Below are 25,729 nucleotides of genomic sequence, written 5' to 3' on the forward strand. Positions count from 1 at the left end.
TCACTGAGCAATTCATTGCAAAAACGGAAGAACGCTATCTTTATTCAAATAGTAAACGGTGTATCTTCCTTCTTTTTGTGATCTTATGATATTCCCTCTTTCCAATAACTTTAAGTGATGAGAAATTGTAGATGTTGGAATATTTAAACCAGAAACTACTTCGCACATACAAAGGTTATCAAGTAACAACATTCCAATAATACGTAACCTTGTTTCATCCCCTAATGCTTTATAAAAATTAGCTTTTTCTTTTGTCTTCGTCTCGTCTTGTAGTATGGGTAATAGTTGTTCTGATTGATTTACAATGATTTTTGCTTCATCTGTTGTTTTTACTGCTGACTTCATTTCAATCACACTCCTTATTATCTATTATAAAACTATTTTTCTAGTTTTGTAGATGGAAATGTGATGATTTTATTAAAAAATGTAAAGTTAGTCCTGGTTTATTATGCGTATCCGGACATAATTAATAATTTTTAAGTAACAAAAAATACTTGTATTCGGTTGCTAGCATGTTATAATTAATAAATATTTGGATTTATCAGATTTTTCTAAAATATCAACTAAGGGTGGAATAGTAATGAAGTATGGCTTTTCACAACGAGTGCGTTATTTAAAGTCGTCAGCTGTAAGAGATATACTGAAAGTTGTGAATAACGGAAATGTCATTTCATTTGCTGGGGGATTACCTGATGAAGGGTTATTTCCAGTTGATGCTGTTAGTAACGCATATCAAAAAGCAATTCAATCTAATCGAAAGGCACTGCAATATGGAGAAACAGAGGGTGTCTATCATTTAAGACAACAGTTAGCTGACCGGATGAAACAACAAAAAAAGATTATAAGACAGCCAGAAGATATATTAATTACTTCTGGATCACAACAAGCGATAGATCTATTTTCGAGAATCATGTTTAATCCGGGCGATGTTGTTTTAACTGAAAATCCAACCTATCTAGCGGCCTTGCAAGTGTTTTCTTCTTATGAAACTAATGTTATTCCGGTTAAATCAGATCAAGATGGTATGTTGGAAAATGACTTAGAAGATAAAATCAGACGGCTGAAGCCAAAATGTATTTATGTCGTGCCAACGTATTCTAATCCCGGAGGAAAGGTATGGTCGTTAGAAAGAAGAAAAGCACTATTACAATTAGCTCATAAATATCATGTAGTTGTTCTAGAAGATGACCCGTATGGAGATATTCAATTTGAACAAGACGATACACCACCAACGTTGGCATCCATGGATCAAAATAAATATGTTTTATATACTAGTACGTTTTCAAAAACAGTTGTTCCTGCTATGCGGATTGGCTGGATTGTAGGCCCTCATCAAATTATTCGCTTAATGACACAGGCTAAACAAGCTGCAGATCTTCATACCAATGCTATTAGTCAATATGCGCTTGTTCATTTAATTCAAGATTTTGATCTCGATCAGCATATTCAAGTAATTCGTGATACGTACTATCAACGCATGTTAGTGATGAAACGGCTACTTGATCAAGTGAATATTGATGGCATGTCTTATATTGAACCAAAAGGTGGCATGTTTATGTGGATTAATATGCCAGAAACGATAAACACCACAGTATTATTACAAACGGCAGTCGACCATGGTGTTGCATTTGTTCCAGGTGCGCCATTTTATGTCTCAGATCCAAAAGAAAGTACGATGCGGCTTAATTTCACAAATGCAACTCCAGATTTGATTGAAGAGGGGATGAATCGATTAGTTTCTGTGATGAAGAAGGCACAAATGCAATCGAATGAGAAAGCAAACTAAAGCAATATAAAGGCAGTTCAGATTCTAATAGTAAGAATCTGAACTGCCTTTACATTAGTTATTTGAACCAAACAGTTTAGACCAAAAAGAAGTTTTCTTTTTTTTAGGTGCTTCAACAGCAGGCGTCTCCTGAAAAATAATATCCTCATCACTATAATCGACTGCATGATCATAAGTAAGGACAAGTCCATAATCTGATTCGGCATCACGGTTATTCACAGTTGTATATAATGTATTATGTTTACTTGCTATTTGTCGGTAAGGTTTAAAAAAACGAAAAGTAATATTGCCATTTAGCAAAATCTTTGCTTTAGGATTTTTGATCATTTTTTTTTCTAATTCTTTTATCCCCTTGCCTTTCATTACTTCACCTTTAGTTAATACAAAAACAACACGCTCACGTAAAGTTCCTAGAAAACTTTTACGCTCTGAAGGATTGATTTCTTTCGCACCATATATCCCCTCTTGTAAATAATCCTCAACATCTTTCTTCATGATAACTAACACTCCCTAAGAAGCTTTCTTCGTTATTATAATAGATTTGCTAGGTTGAATACAAATGAATTAATTTAAAAGTAATGATTAAAAAAGCATCCCAACATATTTGCTACGTTGAGATGCTTTTCGATGTTTGTTGCCCTATCCTTCATCTACTGGATATACGCCATTTTCATCGTGTACTTCATTCCCTGTTAGTGGAGGGTTGAAGACACAAATCATGCGCATATCTGTCCTTGCACGTAATAAGTGTTCATCATGTTTATCCAAGGCATAAAGCTGGTCTTTTTCAATTGGCCAAACCTTGTTGTCGCTTAATGTTACTACTTCCCCTTCGCCTTCAATACAATATACAGATTCAAGATGATTTTGATACCATATGTGTGTTTCAGTTCCAGCTTTGATGATGGTGTCATTTACGGAATAGCCCATTCCATCTTTTTTTGTAATCAGACGACGACTAATCCAATTACCTCCATCCACTTCATGCTTCGTACCTAGTATCTCTTCTAATGCTACTACCTTCATGTTTGATCCTCCTGTATCATTATCCATTTTAGTTTAAAAATTAAAAGTGTCATTGTTCCGTTTTTGTACATGAACTTCCATGTTTAGTACTAACGTTTTGATTAATTAGTTTGTTATCGGTTCTTTCATTGCGGCTTTAATGCTTGCTTCAAGGATAGCTAGCCCCTTATCCAATCCTTCATCATCAATGTTTAAAGGAGGGAATAATTTAAATACTTCATCACTTGGGCCAGAGGTTTCCATGATTAAGCCATTTTCAAACGCTTTTGCAGCAATCTTATTGGCTAATCCATCTACTTCTGATGCAACACCTACCATGAATCCACGTCCTCGGACTTCACCTTTTATTTCAGGATACTTTTCTACCATTTTTTCTAGGAAATCTAAGATTTTTTGTGATTTTTCTTTTACGTTATTTTCTAATTCATCGTTTTTCCAAAAATCAAGTGCAGCCGTTGCAGTAATAAATGCATGGTTGTTTCCGCGGAATGTACCATTGTGTTCCCCAGGAGTGAATATATCAATATCTGGGCGGATAAGTGTGACAGCAAATGGTAATCCATAACCACTTAATGATTTAGACAGACAAACGATATCTGGTTTTATTCCAGCTGGTTCAAAACTAAAGAAAGATCCAGTTCGACCAATACCTGCTTGGACGTCGTCGACAATTAACAGGATGCCCCAACGTTTACATACACGTTCAATTTTCTTCAACCATTCAAAGCTAGCGGCATTGATTCCACCTTCACCTTGAACGGTTTCTAAAATCATGGCAGCCGGAATAGCAACACCACTACCACCGTCTTCTAAGAAGCGCTCGAGATAATCAAGTGAATCTTGATCATCTACATAGTTATCGTAAGGCATGGTCACAACGTTTTGTAATGGTATTCCTGCGCCTTTACGTTTCATTGAATTACCTGTAACAGATAATGAACCAATCGTCATACCATGGAAACCATTCGTAAAACTAATAACATCTGTGCGACCGGTAACTTTACGAGCAAGCTTTAGTGCACTCTCCACTGTATTTGTTCCTGTTGGTCCAGGGAACATAATTTTATAATCTAAGTCACGTGGCTTTAAAATTACATCTTGAAATTTTTCTAAAAAGTCTGCTTTAGCAGTCGAAGCCATGTCAAGTGAATGTGTAATGCCATCACTTGCTATATAATCAATTAATTTTTGTTTCATATGATCATGGTTGTGCCCATAGTTTAATGCGCCAGCACCAGAAAAGAAATCAATGTATTCCTTTCCGGATTTATCCCACATTTTGTATCCTTTTGTTTTAGTAAAAACAGTAGGGAAGCTACGTACGTAACTACGAACCTCGGATTCTAAATTTTCAAAAATTTTCATATCTTCGTTCACAAATTTTCCTCCTTCATTTTTTGCATACGAAATAAAGTATAGTATGCTGTACCGTTAATCTATTTTTCTATACTAAATCAATTGGTCCAACTCGGAACTTTAATTCCTCTTCATGTGAGTGATCTGGAAATAAATCTTTGGTGAAAAATTTGCTTTCTTCGCATGTTGTGTCATGCTGATGAGCTAATTTATGAAATAACGCTTTTGACGCTTTATTCGATGGCGTGATTGTTGCTTCGACAAAACGAACTTTTTTACAGGCTTCGCGTTGTAAAAGTTCATTCAAAAGTTTTGATGCAATTCCTTTTCCCCTTTGTGAAGAATCAACACCTACTTGCCATACGAAAACTGCATCTGGACGTTCGGGGGTAATAAATGCAGTAACAAACCCTACTATTTTATGATTTAATTTTGCAACAACACAAGTTTCTGCAAAATATTCACACATCAATATATATTTATAAGCAGAATTTTGATCTAATGTGGAGTGGTTAACTAACTCCCACATTGCTGCGCCATCTTTTACTGTTGGTTTTTCTAAATGAACTACAGTTGATGAGGCAGTTACGTTTTGATTGTTGATGATATCTAGCTCCTTTCTTGGATAGTTACTAAATAAATAATTAAGTCAGCATGTTTCCATTTATTATATTATAGGGAAATGAATGGAGTCGCAAATGAGGTTACGAGGGATTAATTGCCTTAAACTTGTAAAAATCGGGATTAGATGAATGAGAGTAGCGTAGCTTTAAAAATGCTAGCATATTGTTAAGTATTCTTACAATTCTATTTATTTCGCCCGAAAAAAACCTACATGATCAGACCATGTAGGTAATTTGAGTTTTCACTCTTTAAGTTTTCTTTCAACTCTGTTATTTGCTTGTTTCATACGATCTAATGCTTCTTTGTCTTCACTGTCCGCAGCAGATTGAGAAAATGTTACATTCGCTGCTCTTGCTACCGTTTTGTTGTCTTTTCTGGTCATTGTTATCATCCTTTCAAGACTAGTCTGTGTCGAATAATAGAAACCATTCTTTTTAAAAAAGAATGGTTTATTTGGAAACAAATGAGTTGTTTGTTATCCAAAAACGCCAAGGATAGTATTTAGCATTGCCTGTGTTGTCAATGCCGATTCTTGGGCCACAGGAAATAGGGATATGGTCTTGCGCTCTGGTAGCAATCCATAGAGGGGAAGCGATAAGGTGATGTCCATAATCCTCCATCGAAATTTGTAATGCTTTTGTCAATTTTCCAGGACCATTTGTGAGATATGTGTCCTTTTGAATTTTGGGTCGTCGTTTTTTTATAAGTGGTAAATTAAAAGAGGGTTCAACTGCTCGAATTAAAACAGCTTCAGGGTGATTTACTTGACCAGATACAACATTGAATAAGCAATGGGTATGCATCGAGTAAGTATACGTATAACCTGGAGGGCCAAACATTATTTCTGTGCGTTTCGTACGTTTATTTTGATAGCTATGAGCTGCTCGATCTTGAGGACCGATATAAGCTTCTGTTTCCACAATCATTCCAGCGGCTGTTCCTTCACTTGTTTCTTTTATTAAAATACAGCCAAGTAGCTGTTTAGCCAAAGTTAATGTTGGTAGTTGATAGAATACTTCGTTCAATGAGGTAAGTTGGTTAATTTCAGACATGAAACGACTCCTTTTCCTAACATTGTAAAAGACACTGGCTATTGACAGTGTCTTTTATCATAACATATTTTATTGGTTAACTTCTTTAGGAACAACTGTATTTAATTTCTTAGCTATGCCTTCTGCTAATTCTGGAGCTAAACGATGGAATTCCTTTAATTGTCTTTCAATAATTCGATCATCTCGTACACCACGCATATGATCAGCGAAATTGTGAATCAGACGTTTCCGTTCGTCATCATTCATAATATCTCGGAATAATGCCCGTGGTTGTGAGTAGTGATCAGTATTATCATAATCTACACTATCGGCAAAACCAGATACTTTAAAGGGATTGATTTTATTTTCAGGTGTTTCTTTTGGTCCGTCGTAGCTATTCGGTTCATAGTTGACAGAACCGCCTCCATTGCCGTCAAAACGCATATTTCCATCTCGTTGATAATGATTCACACTTGATTTCGCACGATTTATTGGTAAAGATTGATGATTCGCTCCAATACGATAGCGGTGTGCGTCAGAATAACTAAATAACCGTCCTTGTAACATTTTGTCTGGTGAAGCTTCAATTCCAGGTACAAAATTTGCTGGTGATAATGCTGCTTGTTCTACTTCTTCAAAATAGTTATTTGGATTACGATTAAGTACCATACGACCGACTTCAATCAGTGGATAGTCTTGATGTGACCACACTTTTGTTACGTCAAATGGATCGTAGTGATAGTGTTTCGCATCTGCTTCAGGCATAATTTGTACGCTTAATGTCCAAGAAGGATAGTTTTCATCTTCAATAGCTTGATATAAATCTTCCAAGTGGTAATCTGGATTTTCACCTGCTAATTGATTTGCAAGCTTGGGGTCAAGATTTTTTATTCCTTGATCTGTTTTAAAATGATATTTGATCCAAAATACTTCTCCCTTTCGATTAACCCATTTGTATGTGTGACTGCCATATCCGTTCATATGGCGGAATGTAGCTGGAATCCCTCGATCAGAGTGAAGGATAGTAATTTGATGTAGGGATTCTGGTGAGAGAGACCAAAAATCCCAAGCCATATTTGGATCTTTCAAATGTGTCTTTGGATCCCGCTTTTGTGTATGAATGAAGTCAGGAAATTTGATCGCATCACGAATAAAGAATACAGGTGTATTATTTCCGACTAAATCGTAGTTCCCTTCATCTGTATAAAATTTCACTGCAAATCCACGTGGGTCACGAACGGTATCAGCAGAGCCTAGCTCACCTGCAACAGTGGAAAAGCGAATAAACATCGATGTTTGTTTTCCTGCTTTAGATAAAAAATCAGCCTTTGTATAACTTGAGATATCGTTATTTGTCACTTCAAAATAACCATGCGCACCTGCTCCTTTTGCGTGCACTACACGTTCAGGCACACGCTCACGGTTAAAATGAGCTAATTTTTCCAGTAAGTGTACGTCTTGAATTAGTGTGGGACCATGATGTCCTGCTGTAATAGAATGTTGATTGTCTCCAACTGGTGCTCCAGATGCTGTGGTAAGATTTTTTCTTGTATTACTCATTGTACATGTACACCTCTTTCTTAAAAATTAAATGATTCATGTCCAATTATAATGCAAACATTATAAAAATCAATATTTAATAATAATTATTATAAATAACAGGTAAAAAGTATGATAATTTCTTTGTTTATTAAAAGAAGGAAAAGTAATTGCACAGTGGCGATGCTGAATCATCCATTTTAGAAGAGAATCATTGTTTCTTTAACATCCTATTGCCTTAGTTTGAGAAAATACTGGATCATATATGAAAAAAATATGACAAATAATCAAAAATTAAATAACTAGTGTACCAAGCGTGATAGTTGCCTTAACCAACTGATTTAGTAAAGGAATAGAATAAGTAAGCAGTCAGGTGAATAAGGAAGAGGTGAGGGTATATTGTTAAGTGTATTTGAATTTATACTGTTAGGTTTAGCTGCTTTTAGATGTATGCGTTTATTGGTTTTTGATCTTGTGTCAATTAAATTGCGTCAATACTTTCAAGTGGAAGAAGAAAAAAGGTTAAATAATGAAACAGTTGAAGTGATCATAAGTGGAAAAGGTACAGGTATTCGCTATATACTTGGTGAAATGCTAGCATGTCATTGGTGTGTAGGTATGTGGGCATCGATTGGTTTATTTGCTGGATATACATTAGCTCCAACGATTTTTATACCGATCATTGTTGTTTTAGCTACTGCAGCTTTGGCTGGTATCATACAAGTTTTTTTAAATAAGTAAAGAAGCGACCGATTACCTGAACTGCCCCCCATTGTTAGAGAGTATCTAACAATGGGGGGCAGTTCAGTTTGGTGTGGTCGCTTTTTCTTTTACATGATAAGAAGATAGAGTTCTCTGATGTGGAAAATAATTGAGCGCAGCTACTGTTTGTCAGTTTCAATGATACTTGTATTTGCATTAATATTTGTACTTAAAGACTCAGAATTAGCTGAATTTTTTTTCTTTCTTTTCATTCTTCTTTTACTACATCCACAACCACTAGAACGACGAACAGGTTTGGTTTTTATAACTTTACGTTGGGGCATATGTTTAACCTCCTTTTGAAAATTTATCACGACTAGATAGAAAGTTTATGGAAATCAGTCTGAACTCTACTTAAGCTTGCATTTATTTTATGTACTATATTGTACGAATGATTGTATCAAGACCTATAAAAACAATATAGATCTTGATATTCTACGTTTTATTCGTAAGCTTTACTCACATTCAATAAATTTTGGACTGTTTCTAAGTGGGGGAGCATTTGTAATTAGTCCATTAATTTATCAAGAAAACGCCGAAATACAGATTTTTTATCTTTTGGAGCTTTTGTCTGGTTTATTTGAACAGTAGATTTATTTGTTGTCTCTTTTTTTTCTGCCCGTTCAATCACATCATCATTTTTTATTTCTAAATGATCTAACTCCGCTTTTGGTTTAGAAGAATCTAAACTTTCCGTTTGTTTCGATTGCTTTTCTTTTAATTTCTGTATTTGTTTTGTTTTTGCTTGTAGAAGTGCTTGGTTATGGTGGGAGGACATTTTATTCATTTCCGGAAGTAAATAGGCTTTTTTATAAGATTTTAAATCTTTAAAATGGAAAGGTTTAGGATGTGAGGGGGAATTACTAATTTTTTTGTTAATTGTTGTTTTATTTATTGTAGATAAAAAATTATTTTCATTAATATTATTTTCGGTGTGATTTAATTTAGATTCAGTCACTTTATGCACCTCCTTATCTGTTTGTTGATCTAATGAAATCCATCGATTATATAGGTGATAGATTGCTAGGAAGTGAATAGATATTTCATCAACAATGAATGATTGTAAGAAATCTGTCGTCTCTGTCATCGTATTTAATTCTCTTTCTTTTTCTAGCTCATATTGTAATCGTTGATTTTTTTTAATTAGATTATTGCTCTCTATTTTTTGGTTATTTATTTTTTCGTTTAAAGTAAGGATTTTCCCATGTAGATCACATATTTCCGAAGTTAATTTGTCGTTTTTTTGTTTTAATACTGCGTACTCTTTGCTTATGTCATTTCGTTGATAGCTTTTAATTAGTTTTTTATAGTGCTTTTGTTGCAGTAGTAAATACTGTATGTCATTTTGATCATAGCTCATAAATAAGTCAGCTCCAACATTACTATACTACTGTAATTATATGTTGTGTCATCATGTGTGTGCTTCTTTTATCAAATATATCTCAAGTCTGTGATAGATACCTTTTTTCATTTAATACATGCAAAATAGACTATTGTATAAGGCAACAATAAGTTATTTACATACTTTAGTATCGAAAGAAAAATAATTTGTATAAAGGAGAGTTAGATAAGATGCAAGGTCTATCATTAAATGGAGGACAAGAGCTAGTCTGTTTTAATGCCGAAAAAGTGTATGATTGGGTGGTTCTCCAAACGACTCTGAATCAAAATATCCCTCAATCAGATATAACTGGTATAACGATTAACCCATGTGCTGCATCAATAACGAATTTATTAACTAGATGTTACCTAGTTGATCAGTATGGCAATCCATTACCGCAAAATGATGAAATAGAAGTAGAAGAAACAGAAGATAGACAAGATCGTAAATTCATCATTGATGATAATAAAGTAAAACTTCAACGTGTCAGCTTCGACAAAAAAATTTACGTTGTTATTGAGTTCAGAGGCTTGGATGGAGGTTATAAATTTATAGAAACATCAGATCCAATTGAACTAACGATTCCCGAATCTGCATATCTTTGTGCGCCAGAAGGAACAAGGTTAATTGTTCGAATATCAGATGTAAATTGTAGTGCAAGTGTGAAGTGTACAGAATTTGCTTTAGAAAGTGTTGATGTATCTTTAGATATTTGTCAAAGCGTGCAAACTGTAGCAGATGTGACACTAGAATTAGTCGCAAACTTCTGTGAGCCAAGGGATAATATTCTTGAAGAACTATGCCCGAATCCAGTTATTCCACCACAATGTCCAGTTGTTTTTCCGGGAACAAATAACGGTTGCTCTTAATTAGATGATTAGTAAACAGTGAGACTATTTCTTTTGGGATAGTCTTTTTTCTTTTATCCAATAATTAATATTTTAGTTTATTTAACATAAATTGATACAAAGGGGGCGGTAACGTGAATGAATTACCATCTATAATAGAGGAAAAAATACAAGAGTTAGATTTACAAAGAGAAGCTTTTATTTCAAAAATTAAACGGATGATGGATAACAATAGAACAAGTGACCAACAAGCTGTAGAAATGGAAGGGAAATTATTAGCTTATTTTTCATACAGTTGTAATATGGTGGGTTTGAAAGATGAAGATAATCTTATCGTTGGAAGTTTAACCATACATAATCATACGTCGAAACCGGTTAATCAAGTATCTATTGGTCTTATAATTGAAACCGAAAATGAATATCAGTTTTCAGGAAAATATGTAACTGAAAACAATCAAATGAGTCAATTTACTCCTGTTAATTGGAAACGAATGTTAAGTGATGAGGATAGTCATACATATTGGTTTCAATGGATTGGAGATGAACCGATGCATCCTTTTTCCACAATATCATTTTCCGATTTCAGCATAAGTTGGAAAAACAATAATCCTTTTTATTGCTCTATAAAAGGATTTATCTATACAGATGAAACGAGATCAGGCGTGCAGGTGAATAATAAAATTAGTATACAAGTAAGCTAAGAAGGGGAGAGCTAAATCGTGAATCAAGATGTGCTATGGGGGAAAATTAAAGATGAATTAAATGAACTGTTATTAAATGAGGAGACGGATTATGAAGTGATAGAAGACCTTATTTATTTATTATTACTAAAAAGAATGTGGTATAAGGATAAAGAGCGACTAACATTATCAAATCAACGAGAATCAAACATTTTAAATCAAATTGAACAAGTTATGGAAAAAGATAAACACAGTTTTGAAAGCGTGCTGACCGAATTAAATAAAATATTTTACTGAAAAGGAAGGGATACTCACCTTCTTTTTTCTTTTGTTTCTAAAAACGTGCTACAATTAATGCAACATCGATAAACAAGGTGTGATAAAGATGCCAACGAAAAAAAGGAAAAAGAAATGGTTAAAAACTATTAATCTAACAATAGGTACAACGTGCATCATTGCTTTCGTACTTATACTAGTTGCGTTGTTTTCTAGTGAACGGTTAAGTGAGCCATCAAATCGCTATCCTTTAACAGAAGCAGTTATTTCTTATCAACCGTTAGTTGAGCAAGCACTTGCTAAAGAAGGTAAAGAATCGTATACAGCTGTTGTTTTAGCTTTAATGATGCAAGAATCTGGAGGCAGAGGAGACGATCCGATGCAAGCTTCTGAAAGCGCGTGTGGGAAAATCGGTTGTATTAATGAACCGACAGAATCAATTGAAAAAGGTGTGTCTTACTTTATTGATACATTGGAAGCAGCAAAGGGTGATCTAGAATTAGCTTTGCAATCCTATAATTTTGGTCTAGGTTTTATCAACTATGCTAACGAACAAGGGCAGGGATATTCATTACCGCTGGCCATTGAATTTTCCCAGAAGAAATATCAAGAGTTAAAGGATACAGGGATATATAGTTGTTTACGTGAGGAAGCCAAAAAGTATGACGCGTGTTATGGTGATATTTATTACGTAGATGCTGTTTCTAACTATTTACCTAAAGCATTAGAACATACAGAGAAAACAGTGGAAGTTGCGCAAGTATCGTTGGTTAGAAAATAATATTGTGAAAAGCTCGAATTTTGTTAAGTGTATATAGTAAACTATTCATAATCAAATAACAAAGGGGTATAAGTATGACAAAAAAAGTTTATTTTAATCATGATGCAGGTGTGGATGATCTTGTTTCCTTATTCTTATTAACACAAATGAAAGAAGTAGAACTCACAGGTGTATCGGTAATTCCAGCCGATGGTTACTTAGAACCTGGTACAGACGCTAGTCGAAAAATTATTGATCGATTCTCGAATTATCCTGTAGAAGTAGCTAAATCTAATTCACGAGGAGAGAATCCTTTTCCAAGTGATTGGCGAATGCATACATTTGTAGTAGATGCTTTACCAATTTTAAATGAAAGTGGAGAAATGAAGACGCCACTAAGTTCGCTTCATGCACATCATCATATGGTAGAGAAACTGCTAGAGACAGAAGAGAAGACAACTCTTCTATTTACTGGTCCGTTAACCGACTTAGCTAGAGCGCTGGATGAAGCACCAGAAATAGAAGATAAAATAGAAAAATTAGTTTGGATGGGCGGAACTTTCCAAGCGGTAGGGAATGTACAAGAGCCAGAACATGATGGCACAGCAGAATGGAATGCTTTTTGGGATCCCGCAGCAGTACAGCGTGTATGGGCAAGTGGTATAACCATAGAAATGATTGCATTAGAGAGTACACAGCAAGTGCCATTAACATTAGATGTTCGTAGGAAATGGGCAACGTTAAGAAAAGACGAAGGTGTAGATTTTCTGGGTCAATGTTATGCGGCAGTTCCTCCACTTGTACATGTAGAAACAAACTCAACCTATTACCTTTGGGATGTACTAACAACTGCTTACATAGGAAAACCTGACTTAGTAAAGACAAAAACAGTAAAAAGCAAAGTGCTAACACAAGTTCCAAGTCAAGGAAGGACGATTGAGTCTGAAAATGGAAGAGAAGTAAATGTTGTATATGATGTAACTGCTCAAGCTTTCTTTGATTATATTACTGGATTAGCGCAACAAGTGAAGTGAGGTGACGAGTGAAAATGAAACGTGTAGTGATTGATACAGATACTGCTGGTGATGATACGATTGCGATACTGATGGCGCTCCATCACTTTCAAGTGGAAGGTGTGATGATCACTGGTGGAAATGTCCAGTTTGATCAAGAAGTAGAGAATGCGTTATACACCATCGAAGTGGCAGGTAAAGGCGGAAAAGTTCCTGTTTTTAAAGGACATGAAGCACCAATGCTACAACTGGGAAGTGAACAGCATCGTACAGTAGAAGATGTACACGGTTCGGATGGAATGGGAGGAGCCAATTTCCCTAAAGCAAAACAGCGTCCCGAGTTAGAACATGCTGTTGATTTTTTAATAAGGAAAGTACATGAAAACCCAGGTGAACTATCAATTATGGCAATTGCGCCATTAACGAATATTGCAATGGCGATCAAGAAAGATCCTACAATCGTACCTAAAATTAAAGAAATTTATATTATGGGTGGTACAAATAATTATTTAGGAAATATCACTCCGGCAGCAGAGTATAATTTTTATGTCGATCCAGAAGCGGCACGAATTGTCATCCATTCTGGCGTGCCGCTGACAATGGTTGGCTGGGAAATGTGCACACAATATTCTGTCATGAATGATCAAGATCATCAGGAGATAGAGCAACTACAAACAAAAGGATCATCTTTTTTTATTGCTATAAATCAAGTCGTGAAGGCATTTAACAAACGTGTGCATCGATTAGATGGAACAACACACCCAGATACACTGTTGATGGCTATTGCGGCAGATGAAACGATTATGACGAAATCGACTCCCTATTTTGTAGATATTGAAACAAAAGGGGAACTAACTAGAGGGTACAGTGTTGTTGATATTAATGGCAGGTTTGAAAAAAAAGCAAATGTACGCGTTTGTGAACAAGTGGATCGAGAGCGCTTTAAATCTGCGCTATTAAAATGCTTGAAGACAATTCAGTAAAGACAAGTAGAAAAAATCAATTTTTATACTATAAATAAAACCCGGTATCATTCAAATGAATGATACCGGGTTTCTCTATATTAAATATTAGGGGGAAGACTATCCTTTAAAAGCATTACGATATACTTCAGCTAATTCAGTAACAAGTGGTAATTTAGGGTTTGCTGTTGTACATTGATCTTCAAATGCGCGATCCGCAAGGTAATCTACTTTTGCTTCAAAATCTTTTTTGTTCACGCCATTTTCCGCAATACTCATTGGAATGTTTAATTCTTTTGCTAGTTTATAGATAGCTTTTACTAAGCTCTCTACACCTTCTTCAGGTGTGCTTGCAGGTAATCCTAAATTTTTTGCAATTTCAGCATAACGTTGATCTGCAATGAAATGCTCATATTTAGGGAATGATACAAATTTTGATGGTTTTTTAGCATTATATCGAATTACATGTGGCAATAGAATCGCATTTGCGCGACCGTGTGCAATATGGAATTCTGCTCCTAATTTGTGTGCAAGACTATGGTTAATACCTAAGAATGCATTGGCAAACGCCATTCCAGCAAGAGTCGACGCATTATGCATTTTTTCACGTGCTAGTTCATTGCTGCCATCACGGTAAGCTTGTGGTAAATATTCAAATACAAGCTGAATTGCTTTAATTGCAATGCCGTCTGTATAGTCATTTGCCATGTTAGAAACATACGCTTCAATTGCGTGTGTCAATACGTCCATACCAGTGTCTGCTGTAACTGATTTAGGTACAGTCATAACAAATTGTGGATCAATAATAGCTACATCAGGTGTTAATTCATAATCTGCTAATGGATATTTCACATTGTTTTCTTTATCTGTAATAACTGTAAATGATGTTACTTCAGATCCAGTACCAGAAGTAGTAGGAATGGCAACAAACTGTGCACGTTGACCTAACTCTGGGTATTTATAGACACGTTTACGAATGTCTAAGAATTTTTGTTTTATTCCATTAAAGTCTGTTTCTGGGTGCTCGTGGAATAACCACATTCCTTTAGCAGCATCCATTGCAGAACCACCACCAAGGGCAATGATAACATCTGGTTGGAAAGAATCCATTGCTGCTGCACCGCGCATAACGGTTTCTTTTGATGGATCTGGTTCTACATCTGAGAAAATTTCACAGTGTACATAATCTGGACGTTTACGTAAATGATAAAGAACTTTGTCGACATAGCCTAGTTTAACCATCATTGGATCTGTTACAATGAATGCTTTAGATATTTTAGGCATTTTTGCTAAATATTGCACAGAGTTCTTTTCAAAATAAATTTTTGGTGGAACTTTGAACCATTGCATGTTAACATTCCTTCTCGCCATTTTTTTCACGTTAATTAAGTGGACTGCACCTACGTTTGTGGATACAGAGTTACCACCGTACGAACCACAACCAAGTGTTAGTGATGGCATATATGCATTGTAAATATCACCAATCGCACCTTGAGAAGAAGGAGCATTTACAATGATACGTCCAGCTTTCATTTTTGCGCCAAAAGCATCAATTACGTCTTGATCTGCGGAATGGATCACAGCTGAGTGTCCTAATCCACCGAATTCAAGCATTTCTTCCGCGCGCTTAATCCCTTCTTCATTGCTATTTACTTTATATGCTGCAAGTACAGGACTTAATTTTTCACGAGAAAGCGGGTGCTCAGGTCCTACACCTGTTAGCTCTGCAACAAGAATTTTTGTGTTTTCTGGTACTTTAACGCCAGCCATTTCAGCAATTTTCACTGGTTTCATACCAACGATTGCAGGGTTAACAGCACAAGTATCTTCATTAATTACTAGTTTTTCTACTTTTGTTTTTTCAGCAGGACTTAAGAAATACACACTGTGATCAATCATTTCTTGTTTCACTTCATCATAAATTTCTTTATCTACAATAATTGCTTGCTCAGAAGCACAAATCATACCATTATCAAATGTTTTTGATAGAATGACATCATTTACTGCACGTTTTACATTAACTGATTTTTCAATATAGCAAGGTACGTTACCAGCTCCTACCCCTAACGCAGGTTTTCCAGAGCTATATGCCGATTTAACCATACCTGGACCACCAGTTGCTAAAATTGTTGCTACACCATCATGTTTCATTAATGTTTGTGTTGCTTCAATAGAAGGTTTTTCAATAAATTGAATACAATTTTTTGGTGCTCCAGCTTTTACAGCTGCTTCGTGCACAATATTTGCTGCTGCTGCGCTACACTTTTGTGCTGAAGGGTGGAAAGCGAAAATAATTGGATTTCCTGTTTTAATAGAAATTATTGATTTAAATAATGTTGTTGATGTTGGGTTCGTTACTGGAGTAACACCTGCAACAACTCCGATTGGTTCCGCAATTTCTATCATACCTTCGTGTTCATTCGTACTAATAACCCCGATTGTTTTATCATATTTTACATTATGGTAAACATATTCGGTTGCAAAGATGTTTTTAATAATTTTATCTTCATAGACACCGCGGCCAGTTTCTTCAACAGCTAATTTTGCTAATTGCATATGTTGATCTAGTCCAGCAAGTGCCATTTCTTTAACGATATGATCTACTTGTTCTTGATTTAGATTTCTCATCTCCGCTAAAGCTTCTTGTGCGTTTTCAACCAATTTGTCAATGCTTTCTGCAACAGTTACCTCTTGTTTTTTTTCCACTTTTGAGACCATGTGAATACCTCCTATTTAATATATAAATTATTGAGCATAAAAACCCAAAAATAATTACTTACTTTAACGACGGGTTACGGGGGACTTTGACAAAAGATACATCTTTAATCATGCGGGTGTTTGGCTTAATAACCACGACATAATGTTCTGTCCAAATATAGCTTGGGATATCTTGGCTTTCTTCCAAATACATGGCTTCGAATGTATCATCAACTTGCTTTTCGAAGTTCTCCTGTGTATAAGATTCGGCATCTGTACTAAAGTCTTTCCACTGATGTAAAATCATTTTTTATCACCCCTTCGCTCTTTCTGATTTCATCATAACATCTGACAACGCTTACAAAAAACAGGTTTTGTGACAAGTTTGTGAAACATTTCACAATAAAGCGTTATCATTGATTTTTAGTAGAAATAGCACACTTGAGTTGGTTTTTTATAAAGTGAATTGCATAATTATTACGTTTAAAAAAAGATAACATGTCGAAATTTAAATAATAAGGGTAGTGATCTATAAAAAGGTGTGTCCTTTTCATTTACGCTGACGCCATGAATAGACTAGGAGATATATCTAAGTGTACTTATTAAAAGAATCAAGCGAAGACAAAACGAAATAGTAAACGAATAAAAATGGACTATCATAAAGCATTGAGTAATAGTCCACTTTTTATTAGTGTGAAACGTCTAACTGATCCACGTTATGTGTACCTAAATTCAATTCCGTACCTGCGAAAAGAGAGAGTATTTCAACAGTGGTGATTAGGTTTCTATATTAATAGTGTTAGTCTATATTCTCAATGAAAGGATCCTGTCTTGTCCGAAGCTTATGTTGACAAATCTAAATGATGTACTTGGCCATCTGTTGTATTTTTTAATCGAATCTCGCTAGGTATGATCTTTAATACAGTGTAATTCGGGTCTTGTGGGCCTTTAAACCATGGTTTTAAATGATCATTCCATAATCTTTTTTTTATCATTTCATCTTGATGAATGGAAGCTTTACCTTCTATTTCGATATATGCATCATCTGTACCATCAAATGTGTATCCTAGTAAGATATGGACGTGAGGGTTAGTCTTTATATCTTCTACTTTATGTGTCTGTTTATTTGTTGCGGTATATAAGGTGAACCCATCATGAAAAAAAGTCATGTAACGAGAGTACGGTTTGTCACCCTCAATTGTAGCGAGTGTGCCTATTTGATGATCATTAAGAATCTTCAATAGTATTTCTTTTATGTTTTGCTTATCCATTTTATCTAGCCTCCAAATTATTTCTCTCCATATTGTTAGGAAAGAAATTGAATTTATACATGATCAATGGTGAATAAGCTGCGATGCATAAAGTGAAATTAGTAAGCAGATTCATCCGTCTATGATTTTGCCAACTAATTTTGATACATAGATCAGTCTATACATGGCGTATTTAGATGGGTAAGATGTTTAAATTGACAGATGATTCATTTGTTGCTTATAATTTAATCTGTTCTAAAATGAACTAACGAGTAAAAAAGTGACCATATAGTCACTTTGTGTTGTATGGGAGGACGAAATGACAAATAAGAAAAAGAAAATGATGTATGCTGCAATGAAGTTATTTTCAGAAAAAGGCTATCATGCTACTTCTATGCAAGAAATTGCTACTGATGCAGGTGTATCGAAAGGACTGCTATACAAATATTTCGATTCAAAAGAAGCCTTACTTATAGATGTTTTTAAATGTAATCACAATAATATGGTAGAACGAGCAAAATACATTCATTTTGATACGACAATTGCTTCAACTGAAAAACTAGAAAAGATGATTGAAATTGAATTTGAAGGAATAGTTAAAAATAAGGATTATTTTAATTTATTAACAAAATCTTTATTGATAGAAAAGAATAAGCAGGTGCAACCCTTTCTAATGCAAGTCCGTGCTGAGATGCTAGGATGGCATCGGGAAATGTTATTACAGGTTTATGGTGATGAAATTCTGCCTAGCATTTGGGACATGGTGATGGCATTGCAAGGGATGCTTAAAGAGTATGTTGGGTTTATGATTCAAGAAAAACAGATGCTGAAATCGGATCAAGTTGCCAAACTAATTGTACAAAATATGGATGCGATTATTGCTGCGGGAAAAGGAAAAGAACCTGTTATTACTCAAAACCATATGCAACATTATGTGTTGTATTCGAAACAAGAACCATTAACTATCCAAGAGCAATTAAACCAAATGTTAAGGAAACTGAAAAATCAAGTGAAAGAAAAAAAGCAAGAGGTGGTTGATTATGAAGAGATACTTGATGCGATTCAATTGTTTGAGCAGGAGTTAGAACAAGATAAGTCAAGAATCTTCCTATTAAAAGCATTATTTTCTTTTTTAAACCAACATGTATCGGCAAAGGATGATGTCGTCGTTTTTGAAAAGTTGTTAAACGAATTAAATTGATGGAGAAAAATAGAAGGGGAGTGGTAACATGACTAACGAAAATACACAAAAATTTAATCGAACACGAATTGTCTTCATTCTGTTGGCTGGTGGATTTGTTTCTCTTTTAAATCAAACGCTTTTTGCAACAGCAACACCACATGTGATGAATGATTTTCAAATAGAAGAGAACATTGCGCAATGGCTAACAACAATTTTTATGCTTGTGAATGGCGTCATGATACCAATCACAGCTTTTTTAATTGAGACATTTACTACAAGAAGGTTAGTGTTAAGCGCACTATCCATTTTTGCCCTAGGAACATTGATTTGTGGGGTTGCCCCAACATTTTCAATCTTAATGGTAGGAAGAGTGATTCAAGCAAGCGGTGCTGGAATTATGATGCCATTAATGATGACAGTATTTTTAACAATATTCCCAATAGAAAAAAGGGGAGCTGCTATGGGGACTGTCGGATTAGTTATTTCATTTGCTCCAGCAATTGGTCCGACATTATCTGGGTGGATTGTTGAAACATATCCGTGGAGAATGATGTTTTTTATTATATTACCAATTATTATTGTAGATATTATTTTAGTGTATATTTTTATGAAAAATGTTACAGAACGCACTTTTCCTAAATTAGATATTTTATCGATCGTTCTGTCTACTTTAGGGTTTGGTGGTTTGTTATTTGGTTTTAGTAGTGCGGGGAGTGGAGATTGGAGCTCTCCTCAAGTTATTAGTTCTTTGATTATTGGGGTTATTGCGTTAGTATTCTTTATTCACAGACAGTTCCAACTAGAGCAACCGATTTTAGAGTTTCGGGTATTGAAATCCAAAACATTCGCCATTGCAACTGTGATTGGAATGATTGTATTTATGGGACTGATTGGTTCTGAAACAATTCTTCCAATTTATATGCAACAATACGCTGGTTTTTCTCCTCTTGAATCGGGACTAATGATTATGCCAGGTGCCTTATTAATGGGGTTCATGTCTCCAGTGACTGGTCGTATTTTTGATAAAATTGGTGCAAGATATTTAGCAATAGTGGGACTGTCTATTATTACAATAACAACATTTTTATTTACAAACTTGTCAGCAGAAACGTCATTAATATTTTTAACAATCGTTTTTGCAATACGGATGTTTGGGATGTCTATGGTTATGATGCCAGTAACAACAGCTGGATTAAATCAACTACCAGTTCGATTGATTGCACACGGAACGGCAATGAACAATACCTTGCGACAAGTTGCAGCTTCAATTGGAACTGCTATTCTAGTGACAGTGATGACAACTTCTGCTTTAGACAGTGGTCCGAATGCTGCACCTAGTGATTTAATTCATGGTGTGAATATCGCTTTTTATGTTGCAACTGGCTTAACTGTGATGGGGCTTGTGCTATCCTTCTTTATTAAAGGAACCAATCCCCAGGAACAAAAAGAAGCGTAAATGTAGCTAGTCAATGGACTATAGCTTTGAGTATTTCCATTTCTTTTAGGGGCAATAAAACAATACAGCTAATTAATAGCGCACAACGATATGACATTTGGTAACCAACTATCTTTTTTTGGATGAGTTGGGCTAAATGTCTTATTTTTGTGTGACTATAATTTTTAAGAGTTACGAAAAGAAAAAAGGTATTAATTAATTAATTAATGCCTCTTGCGATAATGACTTGGAGACTGACGATGTACCCTTGTAAATAAACGATGAAAATAAGGATAATTACCGAATCCGCATGTAAGTGCAATCTGTTCTAGGGTCATATTCGTATATTTCATTTGGTTCATAGCGGCCTCGAGTTTAATATGTTGTGCGTATTGAATCATTGTTTTTCCGGTATGATCTTTAAATAAATGACTTGCCCGTGACACACTGAGTTCAACTTCATTGGCCACTTGCTCAAGTGTTAAAGGCCCCAATGCGTGTTCTTCGATATAGCGCATCATGCGTGTCACAATAAATGGACGATGGATGGAATGGCGCGCTTTAATCTCTTCTTCAATCATTAGCATAATACTTTTAAATAGATTGGTGTTTAATTGGTGGTTTTGCTCATGATTTGGGCGCAATTTTTCCGTCGCTAACAGGCGCCATAGGAAAATAATTTTATCAATGGACGATAAGGAAGCATGATCAGGTCTTTCATTTCTATGCCACCAATTAGTTAACCACTCTCCGGTTACTAATAAATGAAAATCCCCACTTTTTTGATTTGGTTCAATGTTTAGTTTATAGTATGTTTCTTCTGGAACAAAGATAATATCTCCTTTCTCGAGTGCATAAGTTCTCGTTCTTAATGTTGTTTGTCCTTTACCTTCTGTTTGTAATCGAATTAAAAACATTTCAAACCCGTTTTTCCTTGTTTCGTGATAACCATTTGTATGAAATGAATAACTACAGTGATCGATTTTCATAAGCGCATCTCCTCATTTGTAGCAAGATAGGATATGAATTGATCATATCATCTATATAAAAATATGAAAAGAAGCGGTAAGGTAATGTTGAAGATAACAAATGTTAATCAAATAATGTATTGTAAACGCTTAAAAATATTAGAGGTGATTAATAGTGAAGAAACAAAAAGTAGGAATAATTGGTTGCGGAAATATTTTCCCTATGCATGCAGCTAGTGTAATGGAACGAGAGGATCTGGATCTTGTTGCTGTATGTGACGTTAAGAAACAACGTGCAGATGAAAAGGCAATGCAATATAACGCTAAGGCCTATGAAGATTATGAAAACATGATGGATCAAGAACAGCTGGATGTTGTCCATATATGTCTGCCGCATCATCTACATGCGCCAGCAACTGCGGCCGCAACAAAACGAAAAATCCATGTTATGACAGAAAAGCCAATGGCGATTCATTATGAAGATGCAAAAGCGATGCTAGACGGTGCAAAGGAAAATGGTGTCACCCTTGGTGTGATCTTTCAGAATCGATACAACCCAGGATCACAATTGATAAAGAATATGCTTCTTTCAGGCGAGTTAGGTCGGATTAAATCAGGGAAACTTCAGGTGACATGGGATCGTTCTGATACATATTACCAAAACAGTGATTGGAAAGGTACATGGGATAAAGAAGGTGGTGGTGTGATTATTGATCAAGCGATTCATACAATGGATTTAATGCGTTGGTTTGTTGATAGTGAATTGGAATATGTTGATGCTTCCATCAGTAACCGCGCTCATCAATTTATAGAGGTAGAAGATGCTGCTGAAGGGATTATTGCTTATCGAAATGGTGTTGTGACAGCTTTTCACGCAATTAACTATTATACTTATGATGCCCCTGTAGAAATTGAATTACACTGTGAAAAAGGAATCGCAAAGATGGTAGCAGATCAAGCAACTGTGACATTACATGATGGTCGAACCTTTATTGCAGATCATAACCCGCTTGAGGCGTTTACGTATGATTCAGGTGTAAAAGGGTATTGGGGTGTAAGTCACGTAAAGCAAATCAATAATTTCTATGATTTTTTACAAGGAAAAGTCAATCAACTAGATATTCCTGCAGAAGAAGGATTAAAGACGCAACAAATGATTCATGCTATCTATCAATCCGGAAAAACAAATCAACGCGTTCAATTTTAATCGGTTAACTAGAAATATGATGATAGTGTTTGAACATCGTAAATTATCACTCATCATATAAAACAAAGTAAAGTGAAATGAAGGTGGCTAAACAGTGCGTATATTAATTTGGAACGAAAACAGGCATGAACAAAAAAATCAAAAAGTAAGAGAAATTTATCCAAAAGGTATACATGGTGCGATTTGTGATTTTTTAACAGAAGCAGGTCACGAGGTAGTAACTGCGACATTAGATGAAGAGAACCATGGCTTGTCTGATAATTTATTAAACCAAACAGACGTCTTAATTTGGTGGGGACACTTAGCTCATGATGAAGTGAAAGACGAATGGGTAGACAAAATTCAACAACGTGTTCTTCAAGGTATGGGGTTACTTATCCTACACTCGGCTCATTTTTCGAAAATTTTCAAACGTTTAATGGGAACAAGCTGTGATTTAAAATGGCGTGAAGCGGATGATCGTGAGCGATTATGGGTGATTGACCCAACACACCCAATCACATCAGGTCTCGGAAGTTATATCGAGCTTGAAAAAGAAGAAATGTACGGCGAACATTTTGATATTCCGACACCGGATGAACTTCTTTTTGTTAGCTGGTTTGAAGGTGGAGAAGTCTTTCGGAGTGGTGCAACGTATAAACGTGGACGTGGGAAAGTCTTCTATTTTAGACCAGGGCATGAAACATATCCAACCTATTATAATGACGAAATTCAAACGGTAATTAAAAATGCTGTTACATGGTTAAAGCTAACGGATACGCATCAACCGAGCTATGGAAACCACGCATCAATTGAAAAGATTTCAAAGAAAGATTAAAACATAGGATTACGGTACTCTGATCAAAATTGAAATTTCAAGGAGTGATGAAACATGGGAAAAATTAAAGTAGCAGTTGTTGGATGCGGTAGTATTAGTAAGCACCGACATTTACCAGAATACAATCAGAATAATCAAGTTGAGATAGTCGCTTTATGTGACATTGTAGAAGAGCGTGCTAAAGCAATGCAAGAAATTTATGGTGGAGCAGTCTATACCGATTATAATGAGATGCTTGAAAAGGAATCGTTAGATGTGGTTAGTGTGTGTCTACCTAACGTGCTTCATGCACCTGTTTCCATTGCAGCTCTTAACTACAGCAATCATGTGTTGTGTGAAAAACCAATGGCAACAACAAAAGAAGAGGCCCAAGCGATGATTGTCGCAAGTGAGAAAAGTGGTAAAACATTGATGATTGCGCATAACCAACGCTTTGTTCCTTCACATAAAAAGGCGAAAGATTTAATAGCAGAAGGGGCTATTGGAAAAGTTTATAGCTTCCGGACAGCTTTTGGTCATGGTGGTCCAGAAGGCTGGAGTGCAGATGGGAAAGAATCGTGGTTTTTTAGAAAAGAAGATGCGATCATGGGTGCAATGGGTGACTTAGGCGTACATAAAGCCGACCTTATTCGCTACATTTTAGGTGAGGAATTTACTGATGTATCAGCCATTGTAGAAGCAAATGCGAAAGATAACATTACCGTTGACGATAATGCTGTTTGTATTTTAAAAAGCCAATCAGGTATTATCGGTACATTGACTGCAAGCTGGGCGTATAAAGTGAACGAAGATAATGCCACAGTGATTTATGGAGAAAAAGGGGTGCTTCGCATAGAAGATGATCCTAACTATAGCTTGATTGCAACGTATACGAGTGGAAGCAGAGTTAACTATGAATTAGGAGCAATTCAATCAAATGAAGAAGGAAAACAAACCTCAACAGGGGTGATTGATCACTTTATTCATAAGATACAAGCGAATGAGAAACCTCTAATTGACGGTGAAGAAGGTAAAAAGTCATTAGAAATTATTCTTGCTGCAATAGAATCAAATGAGACAGGAAAGAAAATTACCTTAAGCCAGTAATATTTAAAATAATGTTAGTAACATATACAGGGAGTGAATCGATGATGCGGTTAGGTGTATTCACAGTACTATTTTCAGATAAAAAGTTAGAGTCGATGTTAGATTACGTAAAAAATGCTGGTCTAGATGCGGTTGAGATTGGTACTGGAGGTTATCCTGGTGATGCACACTTAAAATTAAATACATTATTAGAAAATGAACAAGCACGTACTTCTTTTTTAGAAAAAGTGACATCACGTGGCTTAACCATTAGTGCACTAAGTTGTCATGGAAACCCTATTTCTCCAGATGTAGTTTTTAGAAAAGCGTCACATGACACATTGGTTAAAACAATTAAACTTGCTGGGCTTATGAATGTGCCTGTTGTTAATACATTCTCTGGTACCCCTGGTGATTCTGAGGGTGGAAAATTTCCGAATTGGCCAGTTACTCCTTGGCCAGAGGAGTACAGTGAGGTGCTAAAATGGCAGTGGGAAGAAAAGCTTGTTCCTTATTGGAAAGAGATCAACGCAATTGCTATAGAAAACAACGTTAAAATTGGGATAGAACTTCATGCTGGTTTTTTAGTTCACACGCCACATACAATGTTAAAATTACGTGAACAAACGGGTGAAGCAATTGGTGCAAATCTTGACCCAAGTCATTTATGGTGGCAAGGAATTGACCCTGTGGCAGCAGTGAAGATTTTGGGTAAGGCAAATGCAATTCATCATTTTCATGCAAAAGATACCTATATTGATCAAGAACATGTCAATATGTATGGGTTAACAGACATGCAACCATATAGCAAAGTACAATCACGTGCATGGAGTTTCCGTTCTGTAGGCTATGGTCATTCGGTAAAGGTATGGAGTGATATTATTAGTGCGCTTCGAACATATGGTTATGATCATGTTGTTAGCATCGAACACGAAGACCCAATCATGTCCATTGAAGAAGGTTTCATGCGTGCTGTAGAAAATTTAAAATCTGTTATGATTTATGAGCAACCTGCCGATATGTGGTGGGCATAAGCAAAGAGAAACACCTATTTCTTTTTAAT

The 25,729-nt window shown here is 35.5% G+C and carries 28 protein-coding genes; 14 read left to right on the forward strand and 14 right to left on the reverse strand.

Annotated elements, in window-relative coordinates; translation table 11 throughout:
* Positions 1–12: 12 nt before the first annotated feature.
* Positions 13–345 (reverse strand): ArsR/SmtB family transcription factor, encoded by a 333-nt coding sequence (locus tag ACH6CY_RS04745; protein ID WP_374066119.1) that lies wholly within the window; start codon positions 343–345, stop codon positions 13–15.
* 235 nt (positions 346–580) lie between these two features.
* On the opposite strand from ACH6CY_RS04745, the gene ACH6CY_RS04750 reads away from it, so the two are divergent.
* Complete coding sequence (locus ACH6CY_RS04750; protein WP_374066120.1) at positions 581–1,786, forward strand: aminotransferase-like domain-containing protein; 1,206 nt, start codon at positions 581–583, stop codon at positions 1,784–1,786.
* A 54-nt stretch (positions 1,787–1,840) separates the two neighbouring features.
* On the opposite strand, the gene ACH6CY_RS04755 is transcribed toward ACH6CY_RS04750, so the two are convergent.
* The 7 genes from ACH6CY_RS04755 to ACH6CY_RS04785 all read right to left on the reverse strand — a co-directional run bounded on the left by ACH6CY_RS04755 (position 1,841) and on the right by ACH6CY_RS04785 (position 7,383).
* Positions 1,841–2,281 carry a YueI family protein gene (locus ACH6CY_RS04755; RefSeq protein WP_374066121.1) on the reverse strand — a complete coding sequence of 147 codons (441 nt, stop codon included), beginning with the start codon at positions 2,279–2,281 and terminating at the stop codon, positions 1,841–1,843.
* Between the two features lie 144 nt (positions 2,282–2,425).
* Complete coding sequence (locus ACH6CY_RS04760; RefSeq protein ID WP_374066122.1) at positions 2,426–2,812, reverse strand: ectoine synthase; 387 nt, start codon at positions 2,810–2,812, stop codon at positions 2,426–2,428.
* Positions 2,813–2,917: 105 nt separating this feature from the next.
* The gene (gene ectB / locus ACH6CY_RS04765; protein WP_374066123.1) at positions 2,918–4,189 is read right to left on the reverse strand and encodes a diaminobutyrate--2-oxoglutarate transaminase; all 1,272 of its coding nucleotides are present in this window, start codon (positions 4,187–4,189) and stop codon (positions 2,918–2,920) included.
* A 67-nt stretch (positions 4,190–4,256) separates the two neighbouring features.
* On the reverse strand, positions 4,257–4,772 hold the full coding sequence (ectA, locus tag ACH6CY_RS04770) for a diaminobutyrate acetyltransferase (RefSeq protein WP_374066215.1): 516 nt from the start codon (positions 4,770–4,772) through the stop codon (positions 4,257–4,259).
* Between the two features lie 261 nt (positions 4,773–5,033).
* Positions 5,034–5,174: a hypothetical protein gene (locus ACH6CY_RS04775; protein ID WP_374066124.1), complete on the reverse strand. Its 141-nt coding sequence runs from the start codon at positions 5,172–5,174 to the stop codon at positions 5,034–5,036.
* A 67-nt stretch (positions 5,175–5,241) separates the two neighbouring features.
* On the reverse strand, positions 5,242–5,844 hold the full coding sequence (locus ACH6CY_RS04780) for a DNA-3-methyladenine glycosylase (RefSeq protein WP_374066125.1): 603 nt from the start codon (positions 5,842–5,844) through the stop codon (positions 5,242–5,244).
* 69 nt (positions 5,845–5,913) lie between these two features.
* Positions 5,914–7,383, reverse strand: coding sequence for a catalase (locus ACH6CY_RS04785; protein ID WP_374066126.1), 1,470 nt, complete (start codon positions 7,381–7,383; stop codon positions 5,914–5,916).
* A 378-nt stretch (positions 7,384–7,761) separates the two neighbouring features.
* Here ACH6CY_RS04785 and ACH6CY_RS04790 point away from each other — a divergent pair, with 378 nt between their 5' ends.
* Positions 7,762–8,103 (forward strand): DUF1360 domain-containing protein, encoded by a 342-nt coding sequence (locus tag ACH6CY_RS04790; RefSeq protein WP_374066127.1) that lies wholly within the window; start codon positions 7,762–7,764, stop codon positions 8,101–8,103.
* A gap of 140 nt (positions 8,104–8,243) precedes the next feature.
* Here the strand turns inward: ACH6CY_RS04790 and ACH6CY_RS04795 are convergent, their stop codons facing one another.
* A complete protein-coding gene (locus ACH6CY_RS04795; RefSeq protein WP_374066128.1) occupies positions 8,244–8,408 on the reverse strand; it encodes a hypothetical protein in 165 nt (54 codons plus the stop codon).
* Positions 8,409–8,632: 224 nt separating this feature from the next.
* Positions 8,633–9,484: a hypothetical protein gene (locus ACH6CY_RS04800; protein WP_374066129.1), complete on the reverse strand. Its 852-nt coding sequence runs from the start codon at positions 9,482–9,484 to the stop codon at positions 8,633–8,635.
* Positions 9,485–9,696: 212 nt separating this feature from the next.
* On the opposite strand from ACH6CY_RS04800, the gene ACH6CY_RS04805 reads away from it, so the two are divergent.
* The 6 genes from ACH6CY_RS04805 (at position 9,697) to ACH6CY_RS04830 (ending at position 14,065) form a co-directional block, all read left to right on the forward strand.
* Positions 9,697–10,374: a BMQ_0737 family morphogenetic spore coat protein gene (locus tag ACH6CY_RS04805; RefSeq protein ID WP_374066130.1), complete on the forward strand. Its 678-nt coding sequence runs from the start codon at positions 9,697–9,699 to the stop codon at positions 10,372–10,374.
* Positions 10,375–10,487: 113 nt separating this feature from the next.
* Positions 10,488–11,054 (forward strand): hypothetical protein, encoded by a 567-nt coding sequence (locus ACH6CY_RS04810; RefSeq protein ID WP_374066131.1) that lies wholly within the window; start codon positions 10,488–10,490, stop codon positions 11,052–11,054.
* An 18-nt stretch (positions 11,055–11,072) separates the two neighbouring features.
* Positions 11,073–11,330 carry a hypothetical protein gene (locus ACH6CY_RS04815; protein WP_374066132.1) on the forward strand — a complete coding sequence of 86 codons (258 nt, stop codon included), beginning with the start codon at positions 11,073–11,075 and terminating at the stop codon, positions 11,328–11,330.
* Between the two features lie 88 nt (positions 11,331–11,418).
* Positions 11,419–12,090 (forward strand): lysozyme family protein, encoded by a 672-nt coding sequence (locus tag ACH6CY_RS04820; protein ID WP_374066133.1) that lies wholly within the window; start codon positions 11,419–11,421, stop codon positions 12,088–12,090.
* A gap of 74 nt (positions 12,091–12,164) precedes the next feature.
* Positions 12,165–13,103 carry a nucleoside hydrolase gene (locus tag ACH6CY_RS04825; RefSeq protein ID WP_374066134.1) on the forward strand — a complete coding sequence of 313 codons (939 nt, stop codon included), beginning with the start codon at positions 12,165–12,167 and terminating at the stop codon, positions 13,101–13,103.
* A 14-nt stretch (positions 13,104–13,117) separates the two neighbouring features.
* A complete protein-coding gene (locus ACH6CY_RS04830; protein WP_374066135.1) occupies positions 13,118–14,065 on the forward strand; it encodes a nucleoside hydrolase in 948 nt (315 codons plus the stop codon).
* A 99-nt stretch (positions 14,066–14,164) separates the two neighbouring features.
* Here the strand turns inward: ACH6CY_RS04830 and adhE are convergent, their stop codons facing one another.
* The 3 genes from adhE to ACH6CY_RS04845 form a co-directional block, all read right to left on the reverse strand.
* Positions 14,165–16,762 (reverse strand): bifunctional acetaldehyde-CoA/alcohol dehydrogenase, encoded by a 2,598-nt coding sequence (adhE, locus tag ACH6CY_RS04835; protein WP_374066136.1) that lies wholly within the window; start codon positions 16,760–16,762, stop codon positions 14,165–14,167.
* Positions 16,763–16,820: 58 nt separating this feature from the next.
* The gene (locus ACH6CY_RS04840) at positions 16,821–17,048 is read right to left on the reverse strand and encodes a hypothetical protein (protein WP_374066137.1); all 228 of its coding nucleotides are present in this window, start codon (positions 17,046–17,048) and stop codon (positions 16,821–16,823) included.
* 535 nt (positions 17,049–17,583) lie between these two features.
* Complete coding sequence (locus ACH6CY_RS04845) at positions 17,584–18,012, reverse strand: pyridoxamine 5'-phosphate oxidase family protein (protein ID WP_374066138.1); 429 nt, start codon at positions 18,010–18,012, stop codon at positions 17,584–17,586.
* 298 nt (positions 18,013–18,310) lie between these two features.
* Here ACH6CY_RS04845 and ACH6CY_RS04850 point away from each other — a divergent pair, with 298 nt between their 5' ends.
* On the forward strand, positions 18,311–19,192 hold the full coding sequence (locus ACH6CY_RS04850; RefSeq protein ID WP_374066139.1) for a TetR/AcrR family transcriptional regulator: 882 nt from the start codon (positions 18,311–18,313) through the stop codon (positions 19,190–19,192).
* Between the two features lie 28 nt (positions 19,193–19,220).
* Positions 19,221–20,630, forward strand: a complete 1,410-nt coding sequence (locus tag ACH6CY_RS04855) for an MDR family MFS transporter (protein ID WP_374066140.1) — start codon at positions 19,221–19,223, stop codon at positions 20,628–20,630.
* Between the two features lie 203 nt (positions 20,631–20,833).
* On the opposite strand, the gene ACH6CY_RS04860 is transcribed toward ACH6CY_RS04855, so the two are convergent.
* Complete coding sequence (locus ACH6CY_RS04860) at positions 20,834–21,598, reverse strand: helix-turn-helix domain-containing protein (RefSeq protein ID WP_374066141.1); 765 nt, start codon at positions 21,596–21,598, stop codon at positions 20,834–20,836.
* Between the two features lie 154 nt (positions 21,599–21,752).
* Here ACH6CY_RS04860 and ACH6CY_RS04865 point away from each other — a divergent pair, with 154 nt between their 5' ends.
* The 4 genes from ACH6CY_RS04865 to ACH6CY_RS04880 all read left to right on the forward strand — a co-directional run bounded on the left by ACH6CY_RS04865 (position 21,753) and on the right by ACH6CY_RS04880 (position 25,700).
* Positions 21,753–22,784, forward strand: a complete 1,032-nt coding sequence (locus tag ACH6CY_RS04865) for a Gfo/Idh/MocA family protein (protein ID WP_374066142.1) — start codon at positions 21,753–21,755, stop codon at positions 22,782–22,784.
* A gap of 94 nt (positions 22,785–22,878) precedes the next feature.
* Entirely contained in the window at positions 22,879–23,601 is a 723-nt protein-coding gene (locus ACH6CY_RS04870; RefSeq protein ID WP_374066143.1) for a ThuA domain-containing protein, read from the forward strand.
* Between the two features lie 54 nt (positions 23,602–23,655).
* Positions 23,656–24,687: a Gfo/Idh/MocA family protein gene (locus tag ACH6CY_RS04875; protein WP_374066144.1), complete on the forward strand. Its 1,032-nt coding sequence runs from the start codon at positions 23,656–23,658 to the stop codon at positions 24,685–24,687.
* A 44-nt stretch (positions 24,688–24,731) separates the two neighbouring features.
* Positions 24,732–25,700, forward strand: a complete 969-nt coding sequence (locus ACH6CY_RS04880; protein WP_374066216.1) for a sugar phosphate isomerase/epimerase family protein — start codon at positions 24,732–24,734, stop codon at positions 25,698–25,700.
* Positions 25,701–25,729 lie beyond the last annotated feature (29 nt).

Origin of the sequence: Paraliobacillus sp. JSM ZJ581 (genome assembly GCF_044383835.1) — a bacterium.
In the GTDB taxonomy this organism is placed as follows: domain Bacteria; phylum Bacillota; class Bacilli; order Bacillales; family Amphibacillaceae; genus Paraliobacillus.